The following is a 13,208-nucleotide window of genomic DNA, read 5'->3' on the forward strand; positions in this document are numbered from 1 at the left end:
AGGCAAACCTTAGCTGACAGGACGCCGGGAGAGAGTTCAAATGCCGTTTAAGATGACCGAGATGGTGGGATGCGAATTTCCGCTTTTCGCCTTTAGCCATTGCCGCGATGTGGTGGCAGCAGCCAGCCGTGCGGGCGGTTTTGGGGTGCTGGGCGCGGTGTCTTATACGCCGCAAGAATTGGAGCATGAGCTCAATTGGATCGACGATAATGTGGACGGCATGCCTTACGGCGTCGATGTTCTGATCCCAGAGGTGCAGGCGGTTGACCATTCGGTGAGCGCGGACGCCATCATCGCACAAATTCCCAGCGAATACCGCGATTTTGTTCGCCAGATCCTGCGCGATGCAGGCGTGAGCGAAGAGGCTGGCGCTCTCAAAGGCGGCAGCCAAGCGCCCAATACGTCTCTGGGTCAGGAATTGCTGGAGGTGAGCTTCAATCACCCGGTGCGCCTCATCGCCAATGCGCTTGGAACGGCTCCTCCCGAGATGATTGCTGCGGGCAAAAAGCACGGCATTCCCGTGGCGGCGCTGGTCGGCGCAAAGGAACACGCGCTCAAACAGGTAGAGGCAGGCGTTGACATCATCGTTGCCCAAGGCGGCGAAGGCGGCGGGCATTGCGGCGATGTCTCCACCGTCGTTTTGATCCCCGAAGTGGTGCGCGCAATCAAAGACGCGGGCGCCGATATTCCGGTGCTGGCCGCAGGCGGGATTATGACCGGCGAGCAGATGGCCGGCATGATGGCTATGGGCGCGGCGGGTGCTTGGTGCGGGAGCGTTTGGCTTGCCTCACCCGAGGCGGAGACCAGCGAAGTGTTCCGCGAAAAAATGGTCGCCGCCGGATCGCGCGACACGATCCGCTCCAAACACCGTACCGGCAAATTCTCGCGCCAATTGAAGAGCGAATGGCATGAGAAATGGGCCGCCGCAGGCCTACCCGCCCTGCCCATGCCTTTGATGAGTTTGCTAGCAGAGCCCGTCCTGCGCGCGCTTGATCAAGCCGCAGTTGGCGGCAACGTGCAGGCCCAAGCGATTTCAAGCTACTGGGTCGGCCAAGGCCTTGGCCTTGTTCAGGACCAACGCGGCGTTGGCACAATCGTGCAGGACTTCAAGGCGGGCTTTGCGCGCGGGTTTGAAGGGTTGGCGCAAGCGATTGAATAAATTGCTCAGGATCAAAATCTGGCCATTGCCGTTTCTCGGTCTGGGTTGTGCGTTCGTCTAAAAAATAGGCGTCGATCCATCGGGCTACACCCGTAATCGAGCGTTCATTGCTGCCTCACCACAGTATCTTTAGAGGAACGATCAACCCCGCAAGTCCACTCTCTAGGAGCAAACGGATGATCCCCGCATTCAGGCAGACCGCGACTAAAACCCTCTCACTTCTCGCAGCGTCATGTGCCTTCATCGCTGTCCCCGCAGCTGCACAAGACACCGCATATGACGCGCCCAATGATGCACAGGGTTTTGAGACCACAAACGAAATCATCGTAGAAGGCTACACCAAGAAAGAGGTCCGCCAATTCCTCTGGCGCACTCTGAAAGAAACCGGCGACAAGATCGCTCGGCGCGCAGACCCGGTGTGCATCGGCATCGACAATATCCCGGCAAGCGTCTCTTCACAGATCCTTGCGCGGGTCAAAGCAAACCTTGAAAAAGCCAATATCCCGTACGGCGAAGAAGGCTGCACGGTGAACGCTTCTGTTGTGTTTCACGACAACCCACATGGCTTTGTAAACTGGCTCAATGACAATCGCCCCATCGCGTTTCGCGCTATGTACAAGCCGGAAAAACGCCGTCTTATCCGCGAAGAGCGCCCTGTTTACAGCTGGGTATTTATCCCCACGAGCGTTGAGACAGCACGTTCGGGCGCGGGTGTTGGCGAACAGCTTGTGAACCAGCAAATCATTCCCTCATCGGACGGCGCGCTTACATCGCGCATCGACCAATCTCCGCCTGAGACGATCAGCCACACCTTCACCGTGCTTGATCGCAAGAAGATCAACGGCATGACAACGATCCAGATCGGCGACTTTCTGACGCTGCAAGTCTTGATTGAGTTCGTGCCCGGCGAGGTGCAGCAAGTGCCCTCAGACTCGATCCTCAACCTCTTCTATGTCGAAGACGCTGAGCTTGATGCGCCAGACGAGATGTCCATGCTTGATCGCTCGATGCTGAGCGCGGTTTATTCCGACGACAACCGCCGTTCAAGCGCCGCCGCAGTGCGTACGACGATTGCGTCAAGCATGACCAGCCGGCTGGATGATGAAGGCCTGCTGCGCAATTAAACAGCACATCTGATTGAACGGTTTTGCCGGTATCTCAGACGGCCGAGTGATGCGTATTTCCCCAACCCGCGTCACTCGGTCGATGGAATCTCTACAACCTCGCCTACCTCGCTGAAATAGGTCCACTCGCCCTCTTTTAAGCGGTCTGGCACTTTCGCCGGGACATGGACCGCAACCATGCCCTGCGCGTTCAGGACATCGCCGATCACCGTGTCTAAATCCTCACGGCTCGTGAACCAGAAGGGCACGAAAGCAACTCCGGTGCGCTTGGCCTCCAGGAAGGATGTGAGCGCGGCATAATGTTCAGGCGCCGGATCGGCATCGCCCAAATGCATCACTCGCGACACCGTGCCAGCGTCGCCCGGTACACTCACACGATATGTGATATTATGGACATCGGCGTGGCGATCAGGCCACCCGGCATGAGGACTGCGGAATGCATCAATAGTGGCCCCGGCAACGGTAATCGGCGCGCTCGCCTCGCCATTTTCTAGCGCGATAGGGTGGACGCGGCGCTCGAAGCCGTTCTGCCAACCGGGTCCTTCGCGAAGGCGCTCTAACCCCTGCGATGGTACAACAAGCGTCAATTCAGGCTGAGCGCTGAGCATGGCGGTGAGCTGAGACACAGAAAAGTGGTCGCCGTGTGCGTGGCTTACAAACACCGCATCCACCCCGTCATAGGGCGCAGCGCCTGAAATGATCGCTTCGATCAGGTCAGGGGTAAGCTCTTCCAGTGACCCGAAGTGATCGTCGTAAAGCGGGTCGAACAGAAACTTGAGCCCATTGCCGCCGCCGCCTTTCTCGCCTCCTCCTGCGTGCTGGGTCATAACACCTGCATTCAGGATCGAGGTCGCCTGATTTGCTGCCGCACCGCCCGTTTCATTGCCAGCCGGCTGCGCATTTTCCGATAAAGCCGCACCGCAAGCCGTTAAAAGCGCGGCAAGGGTAAGGGCGCAAAGAGCTCTGCCATTAAAAGCTGCGTGCGGACTGCTCATGAGCGTCTCCTTATTGCTTGGCTGAAACGCGGCCCTGATCATTAAATGATGCGTCATTCAATGATGCATCACTCAATGATGCATCACTCAATGATTTGGCCGCGCACCATTACGAAATCAACGTCCTCCAGCACGCTCACATCGGCCAGCGGATTGCCGTCCACCGCGATGATGTCTGCGGAAAAGCCCGCCTTGAGCTGACCGATCTCGTCTTCAAGACCCAGCACGCCTGCGGCAATTGTCGTGGCGCTTGCCAATGCCTGCTGATTGGTCAGCCCGCCCTTCACCATCAGTGCAAATTCGCCTGCGTTCTCGCCGTGCGGAAAGACGCCCGCGTCCGTGCCAAAGGCAATTGGCACGCCGTATTCAATCGCGCGTTCAACAATGGTGTCAGCGTAAGCTGCAACGACGCGGATTTTCTCTTCGACGATGGGGGTGTAAACGCCCTTGCCAAGGCCCTTTTTGATCCCTTCAAACGCCATCAAAGTGGGCACCAGATAGGTCCCGCTTGCCTTCATCGCTTCAGCAGCGTCCTCGTCGATATAGGTGCCATGCTCGATGGTTTGGACACCGGCCCGTGCGGCGTCTTCGATCCCGCGCGCGCCGTGCGCGTGGGCTGCAACATTGAGGCCAAGGCTGCTCGCGGTTTCAACGATTGCGACCATCTCTGGGTTGGTAAAATGCGCCTCAAGCCCGCGTCCCTGCTGTGAGAGAACGCCGCCAGTTGCCGTGATTTTGATCAGGTCCGCGCCATATTGCGATGCTTGGCGCACCTTTTCCGCGCATTCAACAGGGCCTGTGCAGGCAAAGCCGCTGGCGAGCTGTTCATTCACATTGCGGGTAAAACCAGAGACATCGCCGTGCCCTCCAACAATCGAGATAGTGCGGCCAGAGGTGACAACGCGGGGGCCTGGCACGACGCCTTCTGCCGTCGCGCGGCGCAAGGATTGCGTCACTTGATCGGTGCGGCTGCCAAGGTCGCGAATGGTGGTGAAGCCTGCAAGAGCGGTGATGCGCGCGTTCTTGGCTGCAATCAGCGTCGAATATTCAGGCGGCGTTGTGGCAGAGCGCCAAAACTCGCCAGAGGGATCGCCGGACAAGTGCGTGTGCAGGTCGATCAGGCCAGGAAGAACGGTTTTGTCGGTGAGGTCAATCTGCTCTGCACCGCGCGCCTCCCATTCGGCGACGGCTGATGCTTCAGGATCGTAGATAGACTGGATTTTGCCGTCCACCACCACGATCACCTTGGGACCTGTCGGCGCGCTATCCGCATCGGTGATGACGCTTCCTGCACGGATTATCGTGATCTCCTGCGCAATTGCTGGAGATGCCATAAGCGCCAGCGTTGCAGCCAGGGATGTCAACATCACTCGCAATGGGTTGGCGGTTCGCATGGTTCAGGTCCCTCATATTGGTTTGTTTTGCCCACTGTGATGGAGCGGGGGAGAAATTCTGGCAAGAGTGTCTCTCGTTTTAAGAAGCGCCAGCGGCCTGCCACTCAGCAATCGCATCAATCGGGAAGAGCAGCATGATAACGGTGAGTGTCAGCCCATCGCGCACCACCCATGCGGCCAGCACTTCGAGCACAATTGCCCCGACAATCGTCACCTTCACTGGCAAGCGCATAGCGAGGTAAAACCCAAAGGCCATCCACCCGATATCGGCAAAGGAATTGAGCACACTGTCGCCTGAATAACCCCAATTGGCGGTGACAGAGCGGAAACGGTCGATCACCATTTGGGTGTTCTCAAGCACTTCCCACGTGGCCTCTAAAAGCACCGCTAATGGCAGGCCCCAATGCACCGCTTTCTCCCCGCCGACCTTCCATTTCGCGAACAGCAACCAGCCGAGCGCATAGAAAATCGGGCCATGGATGATGTGGCTGGGCGTGTACCAATCCGCGATATGCTGACTGTTGCCCATCGAATTAATGTCGCCATGCCACAGCTTCACATAGCCGCACTCGCAAATCGGCGGGCGTCCCATCGCGAGCAGTATTCCAACCGTTGCAGCGGTGATGATGATGGAGACGATGATCGTCTGACGGGACGGTTTCAGGAGTGCCATGTGCAACTTTCTGAATCAAAGGCGCAAAAGACGCAAGTTTCATCGTCTCACCGCACTGTAACATTGCTCCGACACTTCGCAGCGCCTAGGGCGTTGACATAGATGACCGACTCACAAGTGGATTGCGTGGTTGTAGGCGGAGGCCTTGCAGGCGGATTGATTGCGCTTGCGCTTCAACGTGCCCGCCCGGAATTTCGTATCCGTGTAATCGAGGCAGGCCGAACCATCGGCGGCAATCACCGCTGGAGCTGGTTTGACAGCGACCTTTCCGACGAAGGCCGCGCGCTCGTTTCGGCCTTTCGCCAGACTGATTGGGAGGATGGCTATGAGGTCAAATTTCCCAAATATCGCCGCAAGCTGACAACCGCCTATCGCTCTATGGCCTCTTCTGATTTCCATGAGGGCATTGTACGCGAGTTGCCTGAAGGCTCGGTAGTCCTGGGCCGCAAGGCCGTCACTTTGGACGCGCGCGGGGTAGACCTCGCCCCCTCGCAATACGAACCCGCGACCCGCATTAATGCTCGAAGCGTCATCGACTGCCGCAGTTTCAAGCCGAGCAAGCATTTGAAAGGCGGCTGGCAGGTCTTTCTTGGCCGCCATATGCGGCTCGACAAACCGCACGCGGTGGAGCGCCCTGTCATTATGGACGCAACCGTTGATCAGCTCGCGCCGCACGGCAATGGCGGCTCGTACCGGTTCGTTTATGTGCTGCCATTGGGCGTCCACGATGTCTTTATCGAAGACACATATTACGCCGATGACCCGCTGCTTGACCGCAACGCTCTGTCTGGCCGGATCGACCAATATGCAAGAGCGCAAGGGTGGACCGATGGCCTTCCAGTCGGACACGAAGCAGGCGTTTTGCCCGTCCTCACCGGGGGCGATTTTGCCGCTTATCAGGACGAGGTGCGCATTCCCGGCGTTGCGATTGCGGGCGCGCGCGGCGGCTTCACCCATCCGCTGACCAGCTACACCATGTGCGCAGCGGTCGAAAATGCGCTCGCGATAGCGGAGGAAGCCGACCTTTCCGGCGAGCAGCTTGCCGCCTTTTTTGACGCCCGCGCGCGGCGGCATTGGGCAAAGACAGGATACTACAGGCTCTTGGCGCGTTTCCTCTTCTTCGCGGCCAAGCCAGAGAAGCGCGTGCAGGTGTTCCAACGCTTTTACAAACTTCGCGAAGGGTTGATCGAGCGGTTCTATGCCGCGCGGTCCAACACCTTCGACAAGGTCCGCGTCCTGTGGGGGGAGCCCCCGTACCTATTCACAAGGCCATCCCGGCCATGTTCAAATCGGGTCCCGCGCTGAAGTCAGATAAGTCTGACAGGGGCACAGCGCAGGCCGCCCTAGAACCTGGGGCACATGAAGAATTGCAAAAGGAAACAAGGCCATGAACGCCGATCCCACATTAGATTTCGCGCCATCAATAAGCGGCGAACGCGGCATCAATCCGGTAATCGCTGAAAAATACGCTGGAAAGACCGCCTGTGTGATCGGCTCCGGCTTTGGCGGCATGGCGCTCGCTCTTCGCCTGCAATCGCATGGCATCGCCACCACCGTCGTCGAAGCGCGCGATAAGCCGGGTGGCCGGGCGTATTTCTGGGAGAAAGACGGCTTCACCTTTGATGCTGGCCCCACGGTCATCACCGACCCGCCTTGTCTTAAAGAGCTGTGGGAGCTGACCGGCTACGACATTTCTGAGGATGTTGAGCTGATGAAGGTGCACCCCTTCTACCGCCTCAACTGGCCCGACGGCACCAACTTCGACTATTCCAACGATGACGAAGAATTGGCCGCCGAAATCGCCAAGCTGAACCCTGACGATGTGGTCGGGTATCAGCGCTTCCTCGAATACTCCGCCCGCGTCCATGACGAGGGCTATGTGAAGCTGGGCACTGTGCCCTTTCTCGACTTCAAGAGCATGCTCAAAGCCGCTCCCGCCCTTGTCAAAGAGCGCGCATGGCGCAGCGTTTACGACATGGTCTCAAGCTACATCAAGGATGAGCGCCTGCGCGAAGCCTTCAGCTTCCACACGCTTCTGGTTGGCGGCTCGCCGATGAAGACATCCGCGATTTACGCGCTGATCCATAAGCTTGAGAAAGACGGCGGCGTCTGGTGGGCGCGCGGCGGGACCAACCGTTTGATTGCGGGTATGGTGCGTCATTTTGAACGCCTTGGCGGCACAATGCGCGTGGGCGATCCGGTGGTGCAAGTGCACACCGCTGGTACAAAGGCAACCGAGGTTGAGACCAAGTCGGGCTGGAAACAGCGCTTTGACGCGGTCTCCTCCAACGCGGATATCATGCACTCATACAAAGACCTGCTGGGCCACTCCGACAGGGGTAAGAAACAAGCGAAGGCCCTTGCCCGCAAAAGCTTTTCACCATCGCTCTTCGTCGTCCACTTTGGCCTTGAAGGCACATGGCCAGGTATTGCGCATCACCAAATCCTGTTTGGCCCGCGCTATCACGGTCTTGTCGACGACATCTATAAACACGGCGTTCTGCCGCAGGATTTCTCGATCTATCTCCATCACCCAACCGTCACTGACCCCTCGATGGCACCAAAGGGCATGAGCACATTTTATGCGCTCGTGCCGGTCGCTCACATGGGCAAAATGCCGATTGATTGGGACGTCGAAGGGCCCAAGTTTGAAAAGGCAATCCTCGATGAAGTGGGCCGCCGCCTTATCCCTGATATCCACGACCGCATCGTCACCAAATTCAGCTACGCACCCAAGGATTTCCAGGCCGACCTCAACGCCCATATGGGCAGCGCGTTCAGCCTCGAGCCGGTCCTGTGGCAAAGCGCCTATATGCGCGGCCACAACCGCGACGATGTGATCGACAACTTCTACCTTGTCGGAGCAGGCACCCACCCCGGCGCTGGCATCCCCGGCGTGGTGGGAAGCGCGAAGGCGACGGCAGGGCTGATGCTTGAAGATTTGGCGGTGAAGTAAGTCCTCCCCGGAACCGGGGAGGGGGACCGCGCAGAATGCGTGGTGGAGGGGCACCCGATGATCACAGGACCACAGCAGACGGTTAGACGGGCGAGAATGCTACGCCGCGAAATGACGCTGCCCGAAGTTCTGTTGTGGCAAGCCCTTCGCAAACGCCCTGGACGCCACAAATTCCGACGCCAGCATCCCGCTGGCCGCTATGTGCTCGATTTCTTCTGCGCAAGGGCAAAGTTGGCGATTGAGATCGATGGGCGCGCGCATGACAGCGCAACAGCGGTTGCGAGGGATCGGGCGCGTTCTCATTTTCTCCGCTCTCAAGGAATTGCGACCACGCGCATTCCAGCCAAACTCGTGCTTGAAGATTTGGCGTCAGTGGTTAGGCGTATTGTCGTGATTTGCGATGAGAGAGTTAGCGCATTGGCGCACGTACCCCTCCACCAAGCTCCGCTTGGTTCCCCTCCCCAGAATGGGGAGGACCTATGAAACGCCCCATTCAACGCCTAGCTGTCTATTGCGGCTCCGCCACACCCCAAGACCCGCGCTATGTCGAGCTTGCCTATGACGTGGGTAAAGCTCTCGCTGAGCGCGGTATTGGCACCGTTTACGGAGGCGGCCGCCTCGGCCTTATGGGCGCGGTCGCCAAGGGCGCTAAGGACGCAGGCGGCGAAGTCATCGGCGTCATCCCTGATGCTCTGATCAAATCCGAAGTTGCCAATCACGATTGCGACGAATTGATCGCTGTCTCCGGCATGCACGAACGCAAACAACGCTTCACCGACCTCTCCGATGGCTTCGTCACCCTGCCCGGCGGCGTTGGCACCATGGATGAGCTGTGGGAAGCGATGAGCTGGGCGCAGCTTGGCTATCATTCAGACCCCGTGGGGCTCCTCAACGCCTTTGGCTTTTACGACGAACTGATCGCATTCAACGCCAAAATGGCCGACGTCGGCTTTGTGCGAGAGGTTCACTCCGGCATCCTCGTTCATTCAGAGACCATCGGTGATCTCATCGACAAAATGAGCCGCTACGTGCCGCACAAACCCATCTTTCAGATGAAAGCGGACGACTTGTGAGACAGGGCCCACCCCCAACCCCTCCCGCAAGCGGGAGGGGAGAAGAAGGGAATGCCCCTCCCGCCTGCGGGAGGGGAGCGAGACTTAGCGAGCCGAAGGCGAGGTTAGTCACAGCGGGGTGGGCTGTCTGATGGCAATCGACCCCGAAAGACGCGCTGAACTCGTCGCCCATGCACGGGCTACGATCAAACACGGCTCGCAAAGCTTTTCCGCCGCCTCGCAATTGTTCGACAGCGAGACCCGCGAGCGCGCATGGCTGCTCTATGCCTGGTGCCGCCAATGCGATGATATTGCCGACAACCAAGTGCTTGGCGGAGAGCTTGGCGACCAATCCGATTTGAACGAACGCCTTGCCCATATCCGCCGCCTCACGGCCCTAGCGTTTGAGGGCAAGCCCACAGGCGACCCGGCGTTTGACGCTCTGGGCGTGGTGGCCGAGGAATGCGGTCTCACCCCCGCCATGGCCGAAGACGTCATCGCAGGATTTGCGCTCGACGCCGATGATTGGAGGCCGCGTTCAGAGGCCGATATGATGCGTTATTGCTATCACGTCGCTGGCGCTGTCGGCGTGATGATGGCGGTGGTCATGGGCGTTGATCCGGGGGACCAAGACACGCTTGACCGCGCGAACGATCTGGGGCTGGCCTTCCAACTCTCCAACATCGCGCGCGATATTGTCGAGGATGACGCAGCAGGCCGCTGTTACCTCCCCATCAACTGGCTGGTCGAGCAAGACATTGAGCCCGGCCAGCACACCAAACCCCATCACCGCGAGGAGCTAGCCGAAATGGCGGCGCGCCTTGTAGTCCTCGTCGAAAAACACGAAGCCGCCGCGCGAGTGGGCGCAGAACGCCTTCCCTTCCGCAGCCGCTGGGCCGTGCTCGCCGCCGCCCGCATTTACGGCGCGATAGGCCGCAAGGTGCGGACAAGGGGCACCGAGGCATGGAACAGCCGCACCTTTGTGCCGCGCTGGGAGAAAGCAGCCTACGGCGTGCGCGCGTTTCTCTCCGCCGCGATCAACCGCGAGAAGCACCCAGACGGAGAGATCACATGGGGCATCAAGGATTTTAGGCCGGCTTGATGCATAAACGTCATCAGTGCCAAAGAAACGTCATCCTGAACCCGTTTCAGGATAACCGTATCGGCCTCGCGCCCCCAAAAGGGTTATCCCGGATCAAGTCCGGGATGACGAATGCGGCAAGCGGTTTCCATTGTAATAAAGTTGCGCTAGTCCCGTTCTCCATGAGAGGACTTCTGACATTCGCCGTAGCCCTGATGGCTATCAACCCAATCCCGATTAGCGCCGAAAACGTAGCCCAGCCCGAAGTGCAGGTGCGCTCCGCCGCGCAGGCCTTTATGGCCGCGATCGGCGATGCGGACAAAACCGCGCTTGCAAATCATATGATCCCCGAGGCTATGATTACGGTCCATAACCGCATGGCCCCGGAAAACCTACGCGTCGATTTCATTCCCGTCTCCCAGCCTCTTGAACGTTGGGCCAAGGGGACACGCGAGACCCGCGAAGAGATGTGGATCAAACATGTGCTGGTCGATGGCGACATGGCGCAGGTTTGGGGCTTTTATGAGTTCTACGCCGATGGTGAGTTCAGCCATTGTGGGATCAACTCACTCTCGATGGTGAAGACGAGCACAGGCTGGAAGGTGGGCAACACGAGCTTTTCGATGGAAAATGGGTTCTATTGCGACGCGAAGACCATCGCCATTGATGCGCGAGAAGCCGCCCTTGAAAATGAGCAAGTGCCCCAATGATCAAAAAACTCCTCATCGCCAATCGCGGCGAGATCGCTTGCCGGATCATGCGCACTGCGCGCGAGATGGGTATTGCAACCGTCGCGGTCTATTCCGATGCGGATGCGAAGGCGCTGCATACCCGCTCTGCCGATGAGGCGGTGCATATTGGGCCCTCGCCTGCGGCTGAAAGCTACCTTGTGGGCGCAAAGATCATCGCCGCCGCCAAGGAGACGGGCGCGGAGGCAATTCATCCCGGATATGGCTTTCTCTCAGAGAACGCAGACTTCGCGCGCGCCGTGATTGAGGCGGGGCTCATCTGGGTCGGTCCCAAGCCAGAAAGCATCGAGGCAATGGGCCTTAAAGATGCCGCGAAAGAGCGAATGATCGCCGCCGGTGTTCCGGTGACGCCGGGGTATCTCGGCGAAGACCAATCGCTGGAGCGTCTCACCGTAGAGGCCAAGAAAATCGGCTATCCCGTGCTGATCAAGGCCGTTGCAGGGGGCGGCGGTAAGGGGATGCGCAAGGTCGATGATCCTGCCGATTTTGCAGCCTCGCTCGAAAGCTGCCAGCGCGAGGCCAAGGCGAGCTTTAGCAATGATGAGGTGCTGCTGGAGAAGTGGATCACTTCACCCCGCCATATCGAGGTGCAGGTCTTCGGCGATAGCCACGGCAACGTCGTCCACCTTTTCGAACGCGATTGCAGCTTGCAGCGCCGCCACCAAAAGGTGATCGAAGAGGCCCCAGCTCCCGGCATGGACGAGGCCACCCGCGCAGAAATCTGCGGAGCCGCCGTGCGCGCTGCCAAAGCGGTGGACTATGAGGGCGCGGGAACGATCGAATTCATCGCCGACGCCAGCGAGGGGCTCCGAGCCGATCGAATCTTCTTTATGGAGATGAACACCAGGCTCCAGGTCGAACACCCCGTGACCGAAGAGATCACCGGCGTAGACTTGGTGGAGTGGCAGCTGCGTGTCGCTTCGGGTGAGCCGATCCCGCTTAAGCAGGAAGAGCTCTCCATAAACGGCTGGGCGATTGAAGCGCGGCTATATGCGGAGGATGTTTCCGCTGGTTTCCTTCCTTCGACGGGGACGCTTGAGCAGTGCCATCTACCAGATGAAACAGAGAACATACGGGTCGATACAGGGATCAAACGTGGCTCTGCGGTTTCACCTTTCTATGATCCGATGATTGCCAAAGTCATCTCTCATGCGGCGACACGAGACGAGGCAATCTTCGAGCTTGGAACTGCGCTGGAGGGAGTAGCTGTTTGGCCTGTTAAATCGAACGCGGGGTTCTTGTTCGATCTGGTAACGCATGCGGCATTTGCAGCTGCTGACCTTACAACCTCGTTCATTTCTGATCATGATTCTGATCTGAAACCGATGTCAAAACCCATCAAAGAGATGCTCAGTCGAGCCGCAATCGAGCTTCTCGACCAATACCAAGAGGATGGTCGGCGCGCGCTCTCCGGTTTTCGTTTGAATGCACCGCTCAACCGAGTTGTCCGTATGCGTTCCGGCAAGGAAACATACTCGGCCGAGCCTGACTATGAGCGTTCTGACCACAGCTTCTCGTCGCTCGCTGCTCCTGATGTTGCTCTAGTAAGCTATCGCGCTGACACTTTCGCGGTTTCACTGGATCACAAAAGAGGCACCGGCTCCGCCTCCGCCGCCGACGGAGCAATCCTCGCACCCATGCCGGGCAAGGTCATCGCTGTGGACGTGGCCGAGGGCGACCAAGTCACCGCTGGGCAGCGGCTGATGGTCTTGGAGGCGATGAAGATGGAGCATGCTCTCACCGCCCCCTTTGACGGGACGGTGACGGGCCTCGCGGCCTCGACAGGCGGGCAGGTGCAGGTTGAAGCGGTGCTTTGTGTGGTGGAGCCAGCTGTGGTGGGGTCGTCGGAATAGGCCCACCCCCAACCCCTCCCGCAAGCGGGAGGGGAGCGAGACTTGCCAAACCGAAGGCGAGGCTTAGTCGCAGCGGGGTGGGATGTTTGCTCTCTGCCTATCCATTTTCGTCACCCTGAACTTGTTTCAGGGTCCATTTCGCCCCATGCACCTCAGCACGAGGACGAAGGAT

The 13,208-nt window shown here is 58.8% G+C and carries 12 protein-coding genes; 9 read left to right on the forward strand and 3 right to left on the reverse strand.

Annotated features, from left to right (window positions below; all coding sequences use genetic code 11):
* Window positions 1-40: 40 nt before the first annotated feature.
* Together AC0V60_RS09705 and AC0V60_RS09710 are read left to right on the forward strand one after the other, a co-directional pair.
* On the forward strand, window positions 41-1,159 hold the full coding sequence (locus AC0V60_RS09705) for an NAD(P)H-dependent flavin oxidoreductase (RefSeq protein ID WP_486178269.1): 1,119 nt from the start codon (window positions 41-43) through the stop codon (window positions 1,157-1,159).
* Window positions 1,160-1,335: 176 nt separating this feature from the next.
* A complete protein-coding gene (locus tag AC0V60_RS09710) occupies window positions 1,336-2,283 on the forward strand; it encodes a hypothetical protein (RefSeq protein WP_486178270.1) in 948 nt (315 codons plus the stop codon).
* A gap of 71 nt (window positions 2,284-2,354) precedes the next feature.
* On the opposite strand, the gene AC0V60_RS09715 is transcribed toward AC0V60_RS09710, so the two are convergent.
* The 3 genes from AC0V60_RS09715 to AC0V60_RS09725 form a co-directional block, all read right to left on the reverse strand.
* A complete protein-coding gene (locus AC0V60_RS09715) occupies window positions 2,355-3,278 on the reverse strand; it encodes an MBL fold metallo-hydrolase (protein ID WP_486178271.1) in 924 nt (307 codons plus the stop codon).
* Between the two features lie 83 nt (window positions 3,279-3,361).
* Window positions 3,362-4,612 (reverse strand): metal-dependent hydrolase family protein, encoded by a 1,251-nt coding sequence (locus AC0V60_RS09720; RefSeq protein ID WP_486178272.1) that lies wholly within the window; start codon window positions 4,610-4,612, stop codon window positions 3,362-3,364.
* 139 nt (window positions 4,613-4,751) lie between these two features.
* A complete protein-coding gene (locus tag AC0V60_RS09725; protein WP_486178273.1) occupies window positions 4,752-5,345 on the reverse strand; it encodes a DUF2585 domain-containing protein in 594 nt (197 codons plus the stop codon).
* Window positions 5,346-5,447: 102 nt separating this feature from the next.
* Here AC0V60_RS09725 and crtY point away from each other — a divergent pair, with 102 nt between their 5' ends.
* The 7 genes from crtY (at window position 5,448) to AC0V60_RS09760 (ending at window position 13,036) form a co-directional block, all read left to right on the forward strand.
* On the forward strand, window positions 5,448-6,650 hold the full coding sequence (gene crtY / locus AC0V60_RS09730) for a lycopene beta-cyclase CrtY (protein ID WP_486178274.1): 1,203 nt from the start codon (window positions 5,448-5,450) through the stop codon (window positions 6,648-6,650).
* An 82-nt stretch (window positions 6,651-6,732) separates the two neighbouring features.
* Entirely contained in the window at window positions 6,733-8,301 is a 1,569-nt protein-coding gene (locus AC0V60_RS09735) for a phytoene desaturase (protein ID WP_486178275.1), read from the forward strand.
* Between the two features lie 111 nt (window positions 8,302-8,412).
* Window positions 8,413-8,784, forward strand: a complete 372-nt coding sequence (locus AC0V60_RS09740) for an endonuclease domain-containing protein (protein WP_486179478.1) — start codon at window positions 8,413-8,415, stop codon at window positions 8,782-8,784.
* Window positions 8,785-8,792: 8 nt separating this feature from the next.
* Window positions 8,793-9,374, forward strand: a complete 582-nt coding sequence (locus tag AC0V60_RS09745; protein WP_486179479.1) for an LOG family protein — start codon at window positions 8,793-8,795, stop codon at window positions 9,372-9,374.
* A gap of 130 nt (window positions 9,375-9,504) precedes the next feature.
* On the forward strand, window positions 9,505-10,455 hold the full coding sequence (locus AC0V60_RS09750) for a phytoene/squalene synthase family protein (protein ID WP_486178276.1): 951 nt from the start codon (window positions 9,505-9,507) through the stop codon (window positions 10,453-10,455).
* Between the two features lie 194 nt (window positions 10,456-10,649).
* On the forward strand, window positions 10,650-11,144 hold the full coding sequence (locus tag AC0V60_RS09755; protein ID WP_486178277.1) for a hypothetical protein: 495 nt from the start codon (window positions 10,650-10,652) through the stop codon (window positions 11,142-11,144).
* Window positions 11,141-13,036 carry an acetyl/propionyl/methylcrotonyl-CoA carboxylase subunit alpha gene (locus tag AC0V60_RS09760; RefSeq protein WP_486178278.1) on the forward strand — a complete coding sequence of 632 codons (1,896 nt, stop codon included), beginning with the start codon at window positions 11,141-11,143 and terminating at the stop codon, window positions 13,034-13,036. The genes AC0V60_RS09755 and AC0V60_RS09760 overlap by 4 nt, the downstream gene beginning before the upstream one ends.
* The last annotated feature ends 172 nt before the right edge of the window (window positions 13,037-13,208 follow it).

It is taken from the genome of Erythrobacter sp. S259 (assembly GCF_057364965.1).